The organism is Pantoea sp. X-Soil-TKNS-1279, from assembly GCF_059730565.1.
The window spans coordinates 654,671-674,158 of the sequence record NZ_AP035949.1; the positions used below are offsets into that span (position 1 = coordinate 654,671).

The window sequence follows — 19,488 nt, forward strand, 5'->3', positions numbered from 1 at the left end:
CTTACAGGAGAAGACGTTATGCCAGAAGTTGTTGTCTATGCCGCGGAAGGCCGCACCACTGAACAGAAAAAGAAACTGCTGAAAGCTATCACCACTGCCGTGTCTGATTCGTTTGAGATCGATGCAAATTCCGTGGTGGTGTCAATTGTCGAAACGCCGTTACATATGAAATCGAAGGGTGGCATTCCGTTTGACGAGCGTTAACGGATGCCCCCTCTCCTGCCCATGATCCTGATGGGCAGGATTTCCCTTTCTTACCTTTATCCCGTCTGCAAATATCGCTACCCTAGGGCCGCTTAACTTGTACAACTTCATAGCGGCGTGATTTATCGCGCAATTCTGTGCGTGGGGTGTGAAAACCCGCGCGATAAATCACGCCGCCACACGCACTTTTCTTTCTTCTGGAGTCTCAATGTCCCTGCCGTTGTTCCGCCGCCCCACTCTGAATGATGTTGACCGTTGCTTTGAAATTGAAATCACCGCCTATGAGGGTGATGAAGCCGCAACGCGCGAGAAGATCGCCACCCGCATCGCTGACTATCCGCAAGGTTTTTTACTGCTGGAAGTGGACGGCCAGGCCGTTGGTTTTATCAACTCAGGCTGTGCCTGGGAAGTCGTGATGTCCGACGAAGCCTTTAAGGAACTGGTGGGACACGATGCAGCCGCGCCTAATGTGGTGATTATGTCGGTGGTGGTTGACCCGCAATGGCAGGGCAAGGGTTATGCGGCGCAGCTGATGCATACCTTTATTGATGAGCAGCGAGCGCTGGGCAAGCAGAGTATTCACCTGATGTGCAAGACCCAGCATATCGAGCTGTACCGCAAGTTTGGTTTCGCTTATATCAAACCGTCGGAATCTGACCACGGCGGCATGGCGTGGCATGAGATGATTAAAACGCTGTAACGGTTGTACTGGCAAAGATGCGTAGCGGCGCAATTCCGCTTCGCAGCCAGCGAATTTTCAGTATCATAGCCCGATCTGTCGTTTTCTGGATTGAGTATGACCCATCAATACAGTTCCCTGTTTGCACAGCTTGCCGCCATTCTGGCGGAGGAAAGCCGCACGCCGCTGTATAAACGCTTTGCCGCTGCCATTAAAGACGCCGTGCGCGCAGGCCAGCTGGTCCATGAAGAGATCCTGCCGGGAGAACGCGAATTCAGCCAGTCGCTGGGAATTTCGCGCATTACCGTGCGTAAGGCGATGGATGAACTGGAAAAAGAGGGTGTGGTGTTTCGTTCGCGTGGCTACGGTACGCAAATCTGTAGCCAGTTTGAATATTCGCTGAAAGAACCCAAAGGTTTGTCGCAGCAGGCGGTATTACGCGGCAAAAAGCCCGATACGGTATGGATCAACAAAAGCAAAATCCGTTGCAACGCGGAGATTGCGGAGAAACTTGGGCTGAGCAACGGCAGCGATGTCTGGCAGTTGAAACGCATTCGCTATGTGGATCAACAGGCGGTGTCGGTTGAAGAGTCGTGGGTTTCAACCCAGCTGATTGCCGATGCTGACGATATCGGTATCTCGCTGTACGACTACTTTCGTGAGCGACAAATCCTGCCGGTGAAGTCACAAAGCCGTGTCAGCGCACGTATGCCGGATGAGGCACTGCAACAGCACATTGCCCTGCCTGCCAATGTGCCGGTGTTGGTGATTAAGCAACTGGCACTCGACGCACAGGGCAATCCGCTGGAGTACAGCATCAGCTACTGTCGCAGCGATATGTACGTGTTTATTGCCGAGTAAGACGCTGCTGCCAGTAAGCGGTCAGCGTTGCGCGATCCGGCGCGCAGTCCCCACCGCGCTGTGAGACAACATAGGACGCCACCGCATTGCCCAGCGCCACGCTGTCGGCCAGCGACCAACCGGACGCCAGACCAGCCAGCAGTCCACCCGCATGGCTGTCGCCGGCACCAATGGTATCCACCACCGTGGTCGCCAGCGCAGGCACCCAACCCTGGGTTGCCGCATCGCTGTATCCTGCCCCATCGCTGTCGAGCCGCACCACCATTGCGCTGCCAAAACGTTGCTGCCAGCGCGCCAGCAGCGTATGCGCATCAAAGAGTTCGGATGCACCAAGGCGCTCCCGCCACAGCAACTCCGCCTCTTGTCTGTTCACTGTAATCAGTGGATTGAGCGCCATGATACGTGCGAATTGTGCATCCGCGATATCCGCCAGGCGAGGTCCAAAATCCACCAGCAGCTGCCAGGGTTGTGGCTGCCGTTCCAGCCAGCTAATCAACACCTCGCCACTTTTACTGGTGAGTTGATAACCGGAGAGATAAATCCAGCGATGCGCCGGTTGCGGTAGCGTATCAAGCAACGCCGCGTCCCACTGATTTTCCACGCCGCTGACCGAAAGAAAGGTACGTTCACCATCCGGCTCCACCAGCGCCAGGCACCAACCGTTATCGCCGGATGCCGTTTCCAGCACGCTTTCGATGCCATATTCCACCAGTTTCTGGCGCACAATCCCGGCCCAGACGCCGTTACCCAGCGGCAAAGCATTGATCGACGGTACACCAAGTCGATGCAGCGCTATCGCCACATTCAGGGCGCAACCGCCGACATTGACGCCCTGCTGATGCAGCTCGATATCACTGCCGCGATGCGGCAGTGAGTAAGCATCGGCAATCACATCCACCACCGCCGCCCCCACCACGCAAACCGGCAGGCGACCAGCCAGTCGTGTCAGATCATCTGGCGTCAGCATAGGCGGCCTCACGCTGCTGACGGAAACGACTGAACGCAATGCTGTAACGGGTGAAATCCAGATTATTGGCAGCATCCAGTTCAGCTTTTAATGCCGGATCGATGCCGTCAATTCCCTGCAATGCGCCGCAAATCGCCACCGCCATTGCACCGATGGTATCGGTGTCGCCACCGAGGTTGGCACAGAGAATGGCGCAGCGGTTAGGATCGCAGGCAGCCAGTTCCACCATCGCAATCGCGGCGGGCACTGATTCAATGGTGCTGGTCCCCGTCCCGACCAGATCATAAATCTGTTGCAGGGTCGATTCTGTCCCCCTGCCCTGCGCCACAACCTGCAACGCCAGTTCCACGCGCGCCGCCATCGAAGCACTGAAGGTGGTGACACGTTTTTCCTGCGCTGCTCGGGCAATCGACGGCAACTCATCGCGGATAGTTGCCCAGTTTGCCCCATCAATGGCACGCGAAACCGCCCAGGCGATAACCGTGGCCCCGGCAATCGCCACATCGGATTTATGCGTCGGGCTGGACGCCAGCGCCACGGCATCAATAAAGCCCGTCAGATCGCGCGCCGGTAGCAGGCAGCCCAGCGGCGAGACACGCATCGCCGCGCCGTTGGTCATGCCGTTATTTTCCAGTTGCGCGACAGGTGTTCCGGCTTTCAACGCGTTGAGGGCAATTTTCGAGGTTGGCCCGAGCACGTTTTTGTTGAAGGCATCAAACGCTTCTGCCCAGCGCAAAATATTGGCCCCAATGGTTTCGGCATTGATGTCACCATCATGGGTGATGATAGCGTCGGCGAGTGCCAGCGCCATCGAGGTGTCGTCGGTAAAGGCCGCCCGGCCAAAATAGCAGGCGGCATTGTTTTCGGCCGGGCCGGGCAGAAAGCGATCGATCCAGCCAAAATGCTGTTTCACGCGGCTGCGCGGCCAGAGTTCCGACGGCATACCCATCGCGTCGCCCAGTGCCTGGCCATAGAAGGCGCCCAAAATCCGTTTTTCCTGAAGTGTCATTGTCATCGCTACTTCTCTTATTTATGGCTTTCAGCGGGTGCTGAAGTATCAAAAGCGGTTAATTCATCACTGCGTTTTTTGCCGTCACGGAACAACACGATAAAGGCGAGGGTGATAATCACAATCATCACGCTACCGAACATCCACATCCCGGCCCAGTTGAAGGTCTGACCGTTGATCGGCTTATCGTAAGCAAACATCTCCTGCATCAGATAGCCGCCAAGACGGTAGCCCAGCAGGCTGCCGATACCCTGACAGGCAAGCGTAATCAGACCCTGCGCCGCGTTACGCATCGCTACCGGCGCTTTCTTATCCACGTAAATGTAGGCGGTGATGAAGTAGAAGTCATAGCTGACGCCATGCAGCAGGATACCCATAAACAGCAGGCCGAAGGTTAGCAGGTTCTGATCGCCGCCGAACACGAAGAAGACATAGCGCAGCGCGGCAGTCACCAGTCCCAACAGCAGCACTTTGCCGATGCCGAAACGTTTGATAAAGAACGGCAGCGCCAGCAGGAAAAAGATTTCCGATACCTGGCCGAGGGTCATCCAGCCGGTGGCATGCGGCAGACCCACTTCGGTCAGATAACCTTCAGCAAAGATGTAGTAGAAGGCCAGCGGCATGCTGAACAGGAACGAGCAGACAAAGAACACGAGGAAGCTACGATCTTTTAACAGATGCAACGCATCCAGACCGAGTGCCACGCGCAGGCTGAATTTGCCGGTGCTTTTCGGTTCTGTGGCCGGCAACATCAGGGCAAAGATACCCAGCAGCAGCGAACTGGCAGCGGTGATTAGCAACGGAACATTACTCGCCGAGATATCGCCAAAACCAAGCAGCGGCGGCAGGAAGCCGCAGGCAATGCCGGAAGCGATCCAGCCGATGGTCCCCATCACACGCACGCGTGGATAATCGCGTTCAACATCACCAACGTGGGAGAAGGCAATGCTGTTGGTCAGCGCAATGGTCGGCATATAGGTCAGCGCATATAACAGCAGCAGCGGGAAGAAGCTGCCGAAGTGCGTCTGTTGCGCAGCGAAGAACATCAGAATCGCGCCAACAATCATCAGCAGCGACAAGACTTTCTGTGCCTGGAAGAAGCGGTCTGCCAGCGAGCCAACCAGAATCGGTGACAGGATGGCGGCGATGGAGGTGCAGGCATAGCACCAGGCAATCTCCATCGGGGTGAAGCCATTTTTACTCAGAAAGGCCCAGAGCGGCACGAACCATGCCCCCCAGATAAACCATTCAAGGAACATCATGAACGACAGTTTTGGCATTGTATTTTTCATCGAACTTACTCCCCGGTGTTGGTAGAACCAATCTAACACCACTAACAATACCTTTATAATACCTTTAGCTGATAGTTTGACCTCACCCACATAATTTTAACCGATGGTTAACAGGGTTGGAGATGATAAAACGCGCGATAAATCGCGCCGCTACAGGTAAGCATTGGCCCGTGGCGGTGCGATTTATCGCGCGAATTTTTATAGCAGGCAGCGTGTGAACCAGTATCACACGCTGAAAAGGAAGGAATTAACGGTTAACCAGTTTGGCCGGTAAAGCGATCACCAGCAGGCAGCTCAACAGCAGACAGACCGCAAAGAACCACAGCGCGCCATTGCCGCTGCCAGTAAGATCCAGTGCGATCCCCATCACCGAGTTACTCACCAGTCCGGCGATATTGGCGATGGAGCAAGCCAGCGCAAACCCGGCCGCTGCCGCCGTGCCTTTCAGGAAGGTCGCAGGCAGGCTGAAGAACACCGGCACCGCGCCAATGATCATCGCCTGGGCAATTGAGAATAACAGCACCGTCATCATCACGTTATGGGAGAAAAAGGTGCTGGCTCCCATCGCCGCTGCGCCAATGATAAATGGCACAATGATATGCCAGCGGCGTTCACGCGTCCGGTCCGAGCTGCTGCCAATGGCCAGCATACCGATCAACGCCGCCAGGCTGGGAATGGCCGTCAGGTAACCGATGGTGCTGATATCGGTGGTGCCAGCGTTTTTAATAAAGGTCGGCATCCAGAAGCCCATCGCATAGGCACTGAGCAGAATGGAGAAGTCGATCCCGCCGAGCATCACCACGCGGATATTCAGCAGACCATCACGCAGGCGATGCTTCACCCCTTTCGCCTCGCCTTCATCTCTGTCAAGGTCGTTTTGCACCGCCTGCTTTTCTTCCGCACTCAGCCAGTTGGCGCTTTCCACGCTATTCGGCAGCAACCAGAAGGTCATCACCCCCAGCAGCACGCTCGGGATACCCTCCAGCAGGAACAGCCATTGCCAGCCGCGCATCCCGTACACCTCATGGAAATGGCCCATGATCCAACCGGAAAGCGGTCCGCCAATCAGACTGGAGAGCGGCAGACCAATCATAAACAGCGCGATGATGCGGCTGCGACGCCAGGAGGGGAACCATTTAGTGAGATAGAACAACACGCCCGGCAGAAACCCGGCTTCCGCCGCGCCCAGTAAAAAACGAATGATGTAGAACTGCATCGGCGTTTGCACCAGTAAGGTTGCCGTGGAGAGCAAACCCCAGGTAATCATGATGCGCGCGATCCAGATTTTTGCCCCGACGCGTTGCAGAATCAGGTTGCTTGGAACTTCAAACAGAATGTAGCCAACAAAAAACAGCCCGGCACCGAGACCAAACGCCGTCTCGCTCAGCGACAGGTCGCTGGCCATTTGCAGCTTCGCCAGACCGATGTTGATACGGTCCAGATACGCCGCCAGATAACATAAACAGAGAAAAGGAATCAGTTTCCAGGTGATCTTGCGGTAAATCGCGGCAGTGTCCTCGGCTGCCAGCACAGCAGGACGGGTTGTAGCAACAGTCATGATTTTCTCCGGGCGCAATAAACCCTGATGGGCGTGTTGTTATGCGTTTCACTGACCGTGAAACCTGTTGTGTCTGCGCACTCCGTGCAGGTGAATAAGCGCCCTTAACGGGCGCTGAACTGTCCGAGATACTCCAGCGTGGTGGCTTTGGACACCACATCGCCGTACTTACTGTCGATATCAAACAGGTTGGCTTCATGCGGCGCTGCGTGGCGATCGCCCACGCATTCACGTACCACCATCGCGCGAAAGCCGTATTGCAACGCGTCCACGGCGCTGGCGCGCACGCAGCCGCTGGTGGAACAACCGGCGATGATCAGGGTGTCGATACCTTCCGTCACCAGCAGCGATGCCAGTGCGGTGCCAAAAAACGCGCTGGCATATTGCTTGGTGATCACCACCTCATCCGCGAGTGGCAGCACGCCAGGGCAGAACGCCGCCAGCGGATTGCCCTCCACCATGTCGCGCATCACCGGCGCTTTCTGTACCCAGATGCCACCATCACGTTGATGCTGCGGGTGGTAACGGATTTGGGTATGGATCACCGGGATGGCGCAGCGGCGTGCGGTTGCCAGCAAGGCTTCCGCTTCCTGGACCGCATCCACCACCCCCGGCGCAAACAGCGGTGCGCCCGGCGTGGTGTAGCCTTGCAGAAAATCGATCATCAGCAGAGCCGGTCGTTTGCCAAATCCGATGCGGTTGCCCCAGACACCGGCATAGTTGTCACTGGCGCTTTGTGTCATCAGTTCGCTCCTTACCAGGCACCGGACAGCAACGCACCGGCACCAGGCACCACCGGCTCCAGTTCCAGCGCTTTCAGCAACGCGTAGGTGGTGGCGATCGCCGCAGTAATCACCGGCTTACCGGTTTGCGCTTCCACTTTGGCGACTGCCGGCAGTGAAGGCATCTGTACGCAGGCTGACAACACCACCACGTCGACGTCGTCCAGCGGCATATCGGCCACAATGCCCGGCAGATTGGCGGGATCATGACGGGCGACCGCGAGGTTATCGGCAATCTCCAGTGCACGCCACACTTTCACCTCAATCCCTTCGCGCTGGATGTAATCCACCACCAGCTCCGTAAGGGGCTTCATATACGGCGCGACCAGGGCGATCTTTTTCGCACCCATGATATGCAGCGCATCCACCAGCGCTCCGGCACTGGTGATCACCGGTGCCAGCGCGTCATTTTCTCGTGTGACCGCGGTAAGACGCGCCTGTGACTGACGGTGATAACCGGGGCCCATCGCCATGATCGCCACCAGGCAAGCGTATCCCAGCACATCAACTTTGGCGTCCGACAGTTCCAGCGCGCAGCGGTCCGACTCCTTATCCATCGCCGCCAGTTCATCTTTGTTGACGTGCTTCATTCGCATGCGGCTGGAGTGAAAAGTAAAGCGCTCCGGGCGGATCAACTGGCGAGCCTGCAACATGGCAGGGATTTCAGTTTCCATCGTAATGTTGGAACTCGGCACAATTTGGCCGATACGGTACTGGCGGATCATAACTGAATCTCCGGTTGCAGGGTTGCGCCAAGGAAGGTACCAAAGGCAGCGAAGAAGCCGGGGAAGTCATCCCAGGGGATCATATGTCCGGCATTTTCAACGTGAGCGATTTCAATTGAGGGCAGCAGTTCGCGGATCTCGGCCTCATCTTCCGCCAGGATCACGCCACCTTTGCCCGCCACCATCAGCAGGGTTTTAGCGGGCAACTGGCGAAAATATTGGTGGATATCGAGCTGATGAAAATCGTCGTAGGCACGACGGATGGCCGGTTCGTAGCAGGTGTGCAGCCACTCGGCGCGCAACTGACGTTGCTCTTCCGTCCAGCTCGGGCAATATTTTTTCATCGCTTCCGCGTCCATGCCCTGCTCCGCCTCGCGGATCGAGTCCTGATACCACGGCCACTGGCCCGGATAGAGACGACGGCCCGGTCCCGACACTGGCGGATCAATCAGTGACAACGACAACACACCGTCCGGCTGTTTCACCGCAGCACGCATGATAAAACGCGCCCCCATTGAATGACCGACCAAATGGTACTGCGTCAATCCCAGAGCTTCAGCGAAGGCGTTAATATCGTCGGCGCAGCTCTCGGTGCCGTAGTCCAGACCTGCACCGCTGCTGGATAAACCGCGTCCACGCACATCCAGCACCCAGGTATCAAATTGCTGACCAAATACTTCCGCGACAAAACCCCAGGTAATCGCCGGGCTGGTGATACCCGGTACCAGAATCAGAGTCGGGCCTTTCCCGCCATAACGCAGATAGTGCTGGCGAATGCCGTTCGCCTGCACCTGCCCACCGCTGACAAACGTGCTCATCACGCCCCCTCGCTTTTCAGCGGTGCGGCGAAGACATCGTAGCCGTACACCCAGGCCGGATCTTCCTGCGTGCGCAGGAAGGTGTTGGCGTTCGACACCGACTGCACGCGCGAAGCGCGCTCTTTGCGGTTAACTTCATACAGGCGGAAGGCGGTGCTGTAATCTTCCAGGCCGGTTTCTGTCAGGCAACGTGCCAGCATGGCGGCGTCTTCAATCGCCATCGCGGCACCCTGTGCCATATGCGGTTTCATTGGATGGCAGGCATCACCCAACAGCACAATGCGCCCTTCACTCCACACCGGCAGCGGCTGGCGGTTGAGCAGCGGCCACTTGGTGACGTTTTCGCTGCATTCAATCAGCGCCTGGACCACCGGATGGTAATGGCCGAAAGTTTCCAGCATCTCCTGCTGGCTGCTGTCGACAAAGCTACCTTTGAAATCCCACGCCGGATGCGGCACGCCAGAGACGTAGTAGTATTCATCGCGAGATTTGGTGGTGTAGTACACCATCAGGTGACGATCTTCCGACCACCATTTCACGCAATCTTCGAAATCGAGGTTGTACTTACGCAGTTGTTCGCCACGGATCAACGCGCGGTGCGCCACCCAGCCGCTGTAGGTCGGTGCTTCCACGCCCAGCAGGTGTTCGCGCAGTTTGGAGTTGATACCATCGGCACCAATCACGATATCGGCGCGTTCTTCGCTACCATCCTGGAAACGCAGCACCACATCGCTGCCGCTGTCTTCCACGCTGCTCAGGCATTTGCCAAAGTGAACCGAACCCGGCTCCAGGCTGGTCATCTGCATCGCCTGCAAATCGCCACGATGTACCGTGACGTATGCTGCGCCGTACTCCTTGCGCGCAAATTCACCCAGCGGAATGCGCGAGAGGTATTCACCGGTTTCGCCGTCGCGACTGAACCAAAAATCCGGATGTGAGGCCAGATCTTCCAGCTGTTGTTCGATCCCCATGCGACGGAACACTTTCAGGACGTTCGGTCCCATGTGGATGCCCGCACCGAGACGAGAAAACGCCGGACTCTGTTCGTAAACCTGCACATTGAAGCCCGCTTTCTGTAACAACGAGCCAGCAGCCAGGCCACCAAGACCTGCGCCAACGATCGCAATGCGTTTCATATTGCTCATATTTTCCTCTCAAAACTCACGCTGATTTGAAGGTACACATGCGGTATTGGTTTCTAACCCCGCTCAAATTATCTAGTGTGTACACTATAATTATTGGCGTTATTTTTTTGTGAATTGCAATGATTATTGTGGTGAAAACTGCATGTCATGATGTTAATCACAGCATATACGCTGCGTTAAATAGGCTTTTCTTATGACAAAAAGAAATGCTTGCACTCTTCTTCGCAACACGTCTATAACAAATATATCTAGCGTATTCGCTACAAAAAGATGAAGTTTTAGACAGCAACATCGAACCCGAGAGGAACCCGCAATGGCAGTTAACCAGAGTCAGTTAGGACAGATGTTTGAGCAGGTGTTACGTCTGTCGAAAGTCGATGCCACACAAAGCGTCGCTATTCTGAAAAGTCACTATTCTGATGCACGCACCGTGCAGGCCGCGACCGATGCTGCACTACGATTGGGCGCGAAAGTGTATTGCGTGGAACTACCAGCCTTTAATCATCCCACCGCGATGGGCAACGACATGACCGCCTACTGCGGCGATACCGCGTTAACCGGCAACATTGCAGCGCAACGCGCGCTGGAAGCAGCAGACCTGATTGTCGATACCATGATGTTGCTGCACTCACCGGAGCAGGAACAGATCCTGAAAACCGGTACCCGTATCCTGCTGGCAGTTGAACCCCCGGAAGTGTTGGCACGAATGTTGCCAACGGAAGAGGACAAGTCGCGTGTGCTGGCCGCGGCCGCGGTACTGGAGAAAGCGCGCATGATGACGGTGAAATCTCAGGCCGGCAGCGATTTCCGTGCCCCGCTGGGACAGTATCCGACGGTGACCGAGTACGGTTATGCCGATGAACCGGGCCGCTGGGACCATTGGCCGAGCGGTTTCCTGTTCACCTGGCCGAACGAAGATCAGGCGGAAGGGGTGCTGGTGCTGGAAGTGGGAGATATCCTGCTGCCGTTTAAATCCTATGCCCGCGAACGTATCACGCTGGAAATCGAGAAAGGCTTTGTGACAAAGATTCACGGTGGCTTCGAAGCAGAATATCTGCGTGATTACATGAGCTATTTCAACGACCCGGAAGTGTATGGCATTTCACATATCGGTTGGGGATTACAGCCACGCGCACAGTGGACCGCTATGGGCCTGCACGACAAAAACGACGGCATGTGTATGGATGCACGCGCGTTTTACGGCAACTTCCTGTTCTCCACCGGTCCGAACACCGAAGTGGGCGGCAAACGTAAAACACCATGCCATATGGATATCGCGCTGCGCCGTTGTGACATCAAAGTTGATGATCTGCTGGTGGTCGCCGAAGGCGAAGTGGTGGCACCCGAAGCCTCACGCGCACGTTAATCATACGCAGGGAGCGGCTGTCAGCGCAGTGACAATGCATTACACTGCCTGGCAGTATCCGGGAAAAAGGACCTTTTTATGTCGCACGACCACACTTCCCCCACGGAAGACAATTACGACTACACCCAACAGGTTGGCCATCTGCTGCGCAAGGTTTACCAGCGCCATGTGGCGATTTTTCAACAACATGTGGGTGATTCACAGATCACGGCGGTGCAATTTATTACGCTTTGCGCACTGCGCGACCACGGTCCCAGCGCGCAGAACGATTTAGTACGTTACACCGCTGTCGATCAGGCCACCATCCGCGGCGTGGTTGAACGTTTAAAGGCGCGCGATCTGGTCAGCCTTGGCCCTGATCCCACCGACAAACGCAAGGTGATTGTGATGCTGACAGAGCCGGGACAGGCACTGATTCAACACACCACCGATAACGCAGTTCGCATTACTGAAATGACGTATGGGCAGTTGAATCCAGCCGAACGAGTCGCGCTGGTTTATCTGCTCAGGAAAATGCTGGACGACACGAGCCAGTCATAACCCGGGGCGAGTGAGCCGCCTCGGTAAGGCGGTCAATAATGAAAATGATGGCACAACAGTCTGCCACGACGGTTTCACCTGCAGGTTTACGCTGTTATTCATTGAAGGTTAACGGCGAAGAAAGAGAAGTCACCAGCTATCGCGACACCTCGTTATTGCTGGTACTGCGTAATGAATTATCCCTTAACGGTCCGAAATATGGCTGCGGGCTGGGCGAATGCGGTGCCTGTACCGTGATGATTGATGGCGTTGCCGCGCGTGCCTGCGTGATCCCGGCGTTTGGCGTGAGGCAGCGCGCTATCACCACCCTGGAAGGCTTAGGCAGCCGTGATGCGCTACATCCGGTGCAGCAGGCGTTTATCGAAGAACAGGCCGCTCAATGCGGCTACTGCCTGAATGGCATGATCATGACCACCGCCGCGTTGTTGCGCGATCTCCCCTGCCCCAGCGACCAACAAATTCGTTCCGCCCTGAGCGGCAATCTGTGCCGCTGCGGCACCCATCAGGAGATCCTCTGCGCGGTGAAGCGCGCAGTGCAACTCTGCCTGCAACAGGCGGAGGAGCAGCCATGAGCCATGCCGATGTACCCACCCAGCAACAACTGCTGGCGGCTGACAATGTGCTGCTGATCGTCGATGAGATCCAGCCACCGCCCGGTCTGGTGCCAAAAGGCCAGACACCTACCCTCAAACCCAAAGAACTGGCGTTGTTTATCGCCATCGATGGCGAAGGCAAAGTGTGGGCTTTTAACGGCCACGTCGATCTTGGTACCGGGGTGAAAACCTCGCTGACGCAAATCGTTGCCGAAGAACTCAACCTGCGTATGGACCAGGTACAGATGGTGCTGGGCGATACGTTGCGCGTACCCAATCAGGGCGCGACCATCGCCAGTGCCACCTTACAGATATCCGCCGTCCCGCTGCGTAAAGCCGCTGCTGAAGCGCGCCGCTGGCTGACGCAACAGGCAGCAGCACGTTTACAGGTAGGCGAAGCCGAGTTATCGCTGGATGCCGGAGAATTCCGCCTGGCCAATGGCACCGCCCTGAATTTTGCCGAACTGGTTAACGGTCAGCGCTGCCAGTTACGTATTTCAGATGATGCTCCGCTGAAACCCGCCAGCGAATACCGGCTGGTGGGCACCAGCTCACAACGTGTCGATATTCCGGGCAAAGCCACCGGCGAACTCACCTGGGTGCACGATATGCGTCTGCCGGGCATGCTGCATGGTCGCGTGATCCGCCCACCTTATGCCGGTTATGACACCGGGCAATTCGTCGGGACCTCGCTTCTCAGCATCGATGAAAGTTCGATTGCCCATCTGGAAGGCATCGTCAAAGTGGTGCAAATCGCCGATTTTGTTGGCGTAGTCGCCGAACGCGAAGATCAGGCCATCGCCGCGATGGAAACCCTGAAAGTACGCTGGAAACCCTGGGAGCATATGCTGCCGGATATGCGCGACGTGGAAAAAGCGATTCGCGATAATCCGCGCACTTCACGCGTGGTACACGACACCGGCGAGGTGGATGCCGCTCTGGATAATGTCGCGCAACGCTTTACCCGCAACTATGTCTGGCCTTATCAGTTACACGGTTCTATCGGTCCTTCCTGCGCGGTCGCCGCCTTTGATGCAGTTGGCTTGCAGGTGTGGAGCGGCACGCAGAATCCCCATCTGCTGCGTGCCGATCTCGCCTGGCTGTTTGAGATGCCGGAAAGTGACATTGAAGTGAACCGCATGGAGGCGGCGGGGTGTTATGGCCGCAACTGCGCCGATGATGTCGCCGCCGATGCCGCGCTGTTGTCCCGTGCCGTGGGCCAGCCGGTGCGCGTCCAGTTGACGCGCGCCCAGGAACACGTCTGGGAACCGAAAGGTACCGCGCAGTTGATGGATGTGGATGGCGGCCTCGATGCTGAAGGTAATCCGCAGGTGTACGATTTCACCACCTCCTACCCTTCCAACGGTGCACCAACCCTGGCGTTGCTGTTGACCGGGCGAGTGGACCCGGTAGCGCTGGCCTACGAGATGGGCGACCGCACCTCGATCCCGCCCTACGACTTTCCGCATATGCGCGTCACCATTGAAGATATGGCACCGATTGTGCGCGCTTCATGGATGCGCGGCGTTTCGGCACTGCCTAATACCTTCGCCCACGAATCCTATATGGATGAACTGGCGCACGCAGCCGGGGTCGATCCGGTCGAATATCGCTTGCGCTATATCCAGGACGAACGTGCGGCTGAGCTGATCCGCTCGACCGCCGATCGCGCAGGCTGGACACCACGCACCGAACCGATGCAAAGCAGCAGCGAACCCGGCGTGTTACGTGGCCGTGGCTTCGCCTATGCACGTTATATTCACAGCAAATTTCCCGGCTTTGGCGCCGCCTGGGCGGCGTGGGTCGCCGATGTGGCGATTGATAAGCAGAGCGGCGAGATTGCCGTTACGCGCATTACCGTCGGCCATGACGCGGGCATGATGGTCAATCCCGACGGCGTGAAGCACCAGATTCACGGCAACGTGATTCAGTCCACCAGCCGCGTGTTGAAAGAACAGGTGACGATCGAGAGCAACATGATCGCCAGCCAGGAATGGGGTAGCTATCCGATCCTCACCTTCCCGGAAGTACCGGATATCGATGTGATGATGATGCCGCGTCCGTATGAGCCGCCGCTCGGCGCGGGTGAGTCAGCTTCGGTGCCCAGTGCCGCCGCCATCGCCAATGCGGTATTTGATGCCACCGGTATCCGTTTTCGTGAGTTGCCGATCACCTCAGATAAACTGCGCCAGGCGCTGAACGGACCGGATCCACAGCCTGAACCACAACTGCCTGCGCCGGCACGTAACAAAACCACTCGCCGCCGCAAATGGGCGTTTGGTGGCGCGGCGGGATTACTGGGTGCAGCAATTGGCATCGCCACTAACGCCCTGCCGTGGCGTGCGGCTATCGCGCCGGTTACCCCGCCTGCGGCAGGGAGCTGGTCGTTGGAGATGCTGGAACGAGGGCGTCAGGTAGCGGCAGCCGGAGACTGCGCGGTGTGCCACACCACCGAAGGTGGTGCCACCAATGCCGGCGGGCTGAAGATGGATACGCCATTTGGCACGCTCTACACCACCAACATCACCCCGGATAAAAAAACCGGCATTGGTAACTGGTCGTTTAACGCCTTTGACCGGGCGATGCGCCAGGGCATCAGCCGCGACGGGCATCATCTCTATCCGGCGTTTCCCTATACGTCATTCCGTCAGCTGAGTGAAGGCGATATGCAGGCGTTATACGCCTACCTGATGTCACAACCGGCAGTGGAGCAGGCTCCGCCCGCCAATGAGATGCGTTTTCCATTTAATATGCGTTTCCTGATGGCTGGCTGGAATACGCTTTATCTGCGCACCGGCGAATACCAGAACGATCCCAGCAAAAGTGCCGAATGGAATCGCGGGGCGTATCTGGTGAATGGCGCGGGTCACTGCGGTGCCTGCCATTCACCCCGCAACGTGATGGGGGCAGAAAAAGGCGGCGATCAGTTCCTTGCTGGCGGCTGGGTTGATGGCTGGGAAGCTCCGGCACTCAATCAATTGAGTAAATCACCGCAGCCCTGGACGGCGGCATCACTTTACAACTATCTGCGCAACGGTTACGACGACAAACATGGCGTGGCGGCCGGTCCAATGGCACCGGTGGTGAGTCATCTGGCGACACTGCCGGAGGCGGATGTACGGGCGATGGCGAGCTATCTGGCGGATATTAATGGTCAGACGCCTGCGCCCGTGGCACAACCTTTGGCGCAACCCGCATGGAATACCGCCGCCGGGGAACGTCTGTTCAAGGGTGCTTGCCAGGCCTGTCATAGCGCCAGCGAAGGGGGACCGAAGCTGTTTGGCGTCAGTCCTTCTATGGCGAACAGCAGCAGTCTGACCAGCGCCACACCGGATAACCTGTTGCAGGTGGTGCTACACGGGATTGATAAACCGGCCACCGATGACCTGGGTTATATGCCGGGCTTCGCCGCCAGTCTTTCCGATAAGCAGGTCGCTGATATCGCCGCATATCTGCGCCAGCGTTACGCCCCGGATGAACCCGCCTGGGCTGACTTAACGGAAAAAGTGGCGCAGGTACGCGCGAATCCCAGCAGTCACTGAGGTGGAGGAAAGCTATGTTGTCACTCGATCAACGTGTGATTGACCAGGGGCTGCTGTGGTTGCAACAAGGCAAGGTGATCTGGCTGTGCACCGTACTGCATAGCTGGGGATCGGCGCCGCGTTCGCCAGGGGCGATGCTGGTGGCAGATGCTGACGGTCACTGGAGTGGTTCCCTCTCGGGCGGCTGTATCGAGGAAGATTTCCTGGCACGGGTACAACAGGGTGCGTATCCGCGCGCCAGTGAACGGGTACGTTATGGCGCAGAGGGATTGGCGCCTCCGGTTCAGCTTCCCTGTGGCGGTGTACTGGACGTACTGGTGGAACGCCTTGAAGCGCAGGAACATTCTCTGGCGTTGTTGCGTGCCATGCAGCAGGCATTGAGTGGCGGTCCGTTGCTGACGCGTTATATCACCCTCGGCTGCGATCATGAGTGGCAGCCCCTGGCGCAAGGCGCTCCCCTGCCCTCGCTCAGGTATGACGATGACAGCGTGGTGCTCCCGGTTGGCGCAGTGACCACGGTGTTGATCGCCGGATATTCTGCTGTCGCCAGTGACTGTATCCGTATGGCGCTGATGCTCGGTTTCCGCGTGGTGGTGTGTGAACATCGTGATGCTGAATTCGAACAGCTACAGGCAGCGTTGGGAAGCTGTGAAAATCTCCATTGCGTTCAGCTGCATCCGGCACGTTATCTGGAGCAGTCGGGAGCGTCGGCAGGAACGGCGATCCTCTGCCTGACTCACGATCCACGGGTTGATGATTTAACGCTGATGGAAGCGGTGCATACCCCGGCGTTTTACATTGGCGCGATGGGATCGGCAAAAAATAGCCAGAAACGTCTGCAACGTCTGGCTGAACTGGGGGGATTATCGGATCAGGCGCTGGCGCGCATTCATGCGCCGATCGGCCTGCCAATTGGCAGCAAAACCCCTGGTGAGATTGCGCTGGCAACGCTGGCAGATATTGTTCGCGTCAGGAACGGTTTATAGGTTCCGGCAGGTCTGCATCCCGAATGACCCCGGCGTGCGCGCGGATGGTTTGCAGGATACCCGGGTCCAGCAATGCGCGTGCGCCATTATCACCGGTTAACTCACTTAACGCCTGACCATAACCCGTGGAAAATCCTACCGGGTGCCCTGGCCGTTGGTCCCAGCATAACCGAACCTGTTGAGCACCTGCGGCCAGCGCCTCGGCTACACAACGATGATCCTCTGCCGTTACCCACGCCATATCGCCCGGTTGAATCAGCCAACCCTGCCAGTTTCTGGTGTGGCGAACCGCCGCCGCGATGCTTTCGCCACTGCCATTGCTGGCAACGGTGATCGCCGGAATGTGACGTTGTTGTGTAAGATCGAGGATCGCGTGATATTCAGGACGGGTAACCACCAGCAATGGCAGACCAGAGTTCTGCGCCTGTTGCAGGGTTAAGGCCAACAGCGGTTGTTTGTTATGCTGTGGAGCCAGCAGCTTATTGCCCAGCCCTCCGGCGCGAGCAAATCGAGCCCCCAATCCGGCGGCAAGAATGATAATTCCGGGTGTGTTCATCTGAGGATCTATCATGACTGAGTCGGGGCGCACAGTATCGCGCGCCCCGTTATGATTAGCGACGATTTTTCCATACCGTCTGGATGTTGCAGAACTCGTAGACACCAAAGCTGGACAATTCACGGCCATAGCCGCTTTTCTTCACACCACCGATAGCGACACGCGGATCCGATGCGCCATTGCCGTTAATAAATACCGCACCGGTTTCCAGTTGGCTTGCCAGTTCGTTTGCCAGTGCTTCGTTACCACTCCAGATGGTGGCGCTGAGGCCAAACTCGCTGTTGTTTGCCAGCTCCAGCGCATGTTGCGCATCGCGGGCAACGGTGATGGCGGCCACGGGACCAAAGATCTCCTGACGGAAAGCGGTCATCTCAGGCGTGACATCGGCGAGGATTGTTGGGGCATAGTAGTTACCCACCCCTTCAATTTTATGGCCACCCAGCACGACGCGTGCACCTTCAGCGATACTTTGCTGTACCTGTCGATCCAGCTCATCACGCAGGTCGTAACGCGCCATCGGTCCGATATAGGTTGTCTCCTCCAGCGGATCACCGATTTTCAGCGCCTGTACCGCTGCGCTAAAACGCGCCTCAAAGGCTTGTGAGACACTTTCTTCGATGATGAAGCGTTTGGCTGCCATACACACCTGTCCGGTGTTCTGGTAGCGTCCTGTGACCGCTGAGGCCACTGCGGCATCCAGATCAGCATCGGCAAGGACGATAAACGGATCGGCACCACCCAATTCCAGCACGGTTTTTTTCAGTGCAGCTCCGGCTTGTGCTGCAATAGCTCCCCCGGCACGTACGCTGCCGGTGACCGCCACCGCAGCGATACGTGGATCTTTGATGGCGATGGAGACGCCATCGTTATCCACGTTAATGACAGTGAAGGCTCCTTCAGGCAAATCGGTCGCATCAAACAGGCTGGTGATCAGATTGGCACAACCCATTACGCTGGGTGCATGTTTCAACAGGTAGGTGTTTCCTGCCAGTAACATGCTGACGGCTCCACGCAGAACCTGCCAGTAAGGGAAGTTCCACGGCATCACCGCCAGGATCACACCCAGTGGACGAAATGCCTGCCATGCCTGTTGGTTTTCCACCAGCGTAGGTTTGTCTGCCAGCATTGCCGGGCCTTGCTCAGCATACCAGTCGCACAGGTTGGCGCATTTCAGGACTTCAGCACGCGCTTGCGCAATCGGTTTGCCCATTTCGAGCGTTGCCATTCTCGCCAGTTCGTCCTGGCGCTGACGAATTTGCTCGCCAAGCTGACGCAGGACTTTCACGCGCTGTTCCATGCTGGTATTACGCCACTGGCTGAAGGCCTGAGTGCTTTGTTGTAATGCCGTTTCCAGTTCAGCAGGGTTTTGCAGCGGCCAGTTTGCAAGGATCTCGCCGTTGGTGGGATTGCGTGAGATTACATTGTCAGTCATAAGTGCCTTCATCGTAAGTTTGTCTGGTGATTGGCAACCACCTTACGCCTGGGCGGGAGTGATGAAAAATGAATATTAATGAGGAAGTTCTTCTCTGCAAATGAATACGATGAAGTGTCGCTTGCAGCGCGCTAATGTTTAGATCCTGAATATATCGCCCTGGCATTGCAGCTTCTGAATATGCGATTGGTCTGCTATGCAGCGGATTTTTCTGAGAGTTATTCAGTTATACAGTGATTAGATCTCTAAGAAAGATCATAGATAGATCTTAAAGAGATCCTAAGAGATCCCGGATCGTCGCAGGCCGCACCGGACAAGGGCTGAGAAGGTGATCGTGTTCACTATAATCAGCAAAGTATTCACTGTAATCAGCACTTTATTCACTATAGCCAGTAGAATGTTCACTATAAACAGTGTTAATGTTCACTGTAAT

The 19,488-nt window shown here is 56.7% G+C and carries 18 protein-coding genes; 8 read left to right on the forward strand and 10 right to left on the reverse strand.

The window, feature by feature from the left end:
* Positions 1 to 18: 18 nt before the first annotated feature.
* The 3 genes from AC6I8N_RS23220 to AC6I8N_RS23230 all read left to right on the forward strand — a co-directional run bounded on the left by AC6I8N_RS23220 (position 19) and on the right by AC6I8N_RS23230 (position 1,744).
* Positions 19 to 204: a tautomerase family protein gene (locus tag AC6I8N_RS23220; RefSeq protein WP_208726031.1), complete on the forward strand. Its 186-nt coding sequence runs from the start codon at positions 19 to 21 to the stop codon at positions 202 to 204.
* Between the two features lie 208 nt (positions 205 to 412).
* Positions 413 to 904, forward strand: coding sequence for a GNAT family N-acetyltransferase (locus AC6I8N_RS23225; RefSeq protein WP_208726032.1), 492 nt, complete (start codon positions 413 to 415; stop codon positions 902 to 904).
* 96 nt (positions 905 to 1,000) lie between these two features.
* Positions 1,001 to 1,744: a GntR family transcriptional regulator gene (locus AC6I8N_RS23230; RefSeq protein ID WP_497830916.1), complete on the forward strand. Its 744-nt coding sequence runs from the start codon at positions 1,001 to 1,003 to the stop codon at positions 1,742 to 1,744.
* Here AC6I8N_RS23230 and AC6I8N_RS23235 read toward each other — a convergent pair.
* From AC6I8N_RS23235 to AC6I8N_RS23270, 8 genes are all read right to left on the reverse strand, one after another.
* Positions 1,731 to 2,711 (reverse strand): PfkB family carbohydrate kinase, encoded by a 981-nt coding sequence (locus AC6I8N_RS23235; protein ID WP_497830917.1) that lies wholly within the window; start codon positions 2,709 to 2,711, stop codon positions 1,731 to 1,733. The genes AC6I8N_RS23230 and AC6I8N_RS23235 overlap by 14 nt on opposite strands.
* Positions 2,695 to 3,720, reverse strand: a complete 1,026-nt coding sequence (locus tag AC6I8N_RS23240) for an ADP-ribosylglycohydrolase family protein (RefSeq protein WP_497831153.1) — start codon at positions 3,718 to 3,720, stop codon at positions 2,695 to 2,697. The genes AC6I8N_RS23235 and AC6I8N_RS23240 overlap by 17 nt, the downstream gene beginning before the upstream one ends.
* A gap of 17 nt (positions 3,721 to 3,737) precedes the next feature.
* Positions 3,738 to 5,012: a nucleoside permease gene (locus AC6I8N_RS23245; protein WP_208726035.1), complete on the reverse strand. Its 1,275-nt coding sequence runs from the start codon at positions 5,010 to 5,012 to the stop codon at positions 3,738 to 3,740.
* Between the two features lie 247 nt (positions 5,013 to 5,259).
* Positions 5,260 to 6,570 (reverse strand): MFS transporter, encoded by a 1,311-nt coding sequence (locus AC6I8N_RS23250; protein WP_208726036.1) that lies wholly within the window; start codon positions 6,568 to 6,570, stop codon positions 5,260 to 5,262.
* Positions 6,571 to 6,674: 104 nt separating this feature from the next.
* On the reverse strand, positions 6,675 to 7,313 hold the full coding sequence (locus AC6I8N_RS23255) for an N-carbamoylsarcosine amidohydrolase (protein ID WP_497830918.1): 639 nt from the start codon (positions 7,311 to 7,313) through the stop codon (positions 6,675 to 6,677).
* 11 nt (positions 7,314 to 7,324) lie between these two features.
* Complete coding sequence (locus tag AC6I8N_RS23260) at positions 7,325 to 8,077, reverse strand: maleate cis-trans isomerase family protein (RefSeq protein ID WP_497830919.1); 753 nt, start codon at positions 8,075 to 8,077, stop codon at positions 7,325 to 7,327.
* A complete protein-coding gene (locus AC6I8N_RS23265) occupies positions 8,074 to 8,895 on the reverse strand; it encodes an alpha/beta fold hydrolase (RefSeq protein ID WP_497830920.1) in 822 nt (273 codons plus the stop codon). Before AC6I8N_RS23265 ends, AC6I8N_RS23260 begins: the two co-directional genes overlap by 4 nt.
* Positions 8,895 to 10,040, reverse strand: a complete 1,146-nt coding sequence (locus tag AC6I8N_RS23270; protein WP_415173001.1) for an FAD-dependent monooxygenase — start codon at positions 10,038 to 10,040, stop codon at positions 8,895 to 8,897. The genes AC6I8N_RS23265 and AC6I8N_RS23270 overlap by 1 nt, the downstream gene beginning before the upstream one ends.
* A 313-nt stretch (positions 10,041 to 10,353) precedes the next feature.
* Between AC6I8N_RS23270 and AC6I8N_RS23275 the strand changes: the two genes are divergently transcribed.
* The 5 genes from AC6I8N_RS23275 (at position 10,354) to AC6I8N_RS23295 (ending at position 17,067) form a co-directional block, all read left to right on the forward strand.
* Complete coding sequence (locus tag AC6I8N_RS23275) at positions 10,354 to 11,406, forward strand: 2,5-dihydroxypyridine 5,6-dioxygenase NicX family protein (protein ID WP_208726051.1); 1,053 nt, start codon at positions 10,354 to 10,356, stop codon at positions 11,404 to 11,406.
* Positions 11,407 to 11,484: 78 nt separating this feature from the next.
* Positions 11,485 to 11,946 (forward strand): MarR family winged helix-turn-helix transcriptional regulator, encoded by a 462-nt coding sequence (locus tag AC6I8N_RS23280; RefSeq protein ID WP_208726053.1) that lies wholly within the window; start codon positions 11,485 to 11,487, stop codon positions 11,944 to 11,946.
* Positions 11,947 to 11,990: 44 nt separating this feature from the next.
* Positions 11,991 to 12,518, forward strand: a complete 528-nt coding sequence (locus AC6I8N_RS23285; protein WP_415173024.1) for a (2Fe-2S)-binding protein — start codon at positions 11,991 to 11,993, stop codon at positions 12,516 to 12,518.
* Entirely contained in the window at positions 12,515 to 16,081 is a 3,567-nt protein-coding gene (locus AC6I8N_RS23290) for a molybdopterin cofactor-binding domain-containing protein (RefSeq protein ID WP_497830921.1), read from the forward strand. Before AC6I8N_RS23285 ends, AC6I8N_RS23290 begins: the two co-directional genes overlap by 4 nt.
* A gap of 14 nt (positions 16,082 to 16,095) precedes the next feature.
* The gene (locus AC6I8N_RS23295) at positions 16,096 to 17,067 is read left to right on the forward strand and encodes an XdhC family protein (protein ID WP_497830922.1); all 972 of its coding nucleotides are present in this window, start codon (positions 16,096 to 16,098) and stop codon (positions 17,065 to 17,067) included.
* Here the strand turns inward: AC6I8N_RS23295 and AC6I8N_RS23300 are convergent.
* Together AC6I8N_RS23300 and AC6I8N_RS23305 are read right to left on the reverse strand one after the other, a co-directional pair.
* A complete protein-coding gene (locus tag AC6I8N_RS23300) occupies positions 17,051 to 17,623 on the reverse strand; it encodes a nucleotidyltransferase family protein (protein WP_497830923.1) in 573 nt (190 codons plus the stop codon). The genes AC6I8N_RS23295 and AC6I8N_RS23300 overlap by 17 nt on opposite strands.
* A gap of 55 nt (positions 17,624 to 17,678) precedes the next feature.
* On the reverse strand, positions 17,679 to 19,055 hold the full coding sequence (locus AC6I8N_RS23305) for an aldehyde dehydrogenase family protein (RefSeq protein WP_497830924.1): 1,377 nt from the start codon (positions 19,053 to 19,055) through the stop codon (positions 17,679 to 17,681).
* Positions 19,056 to 19,488 lie beyond the last annotated feature (433 nt).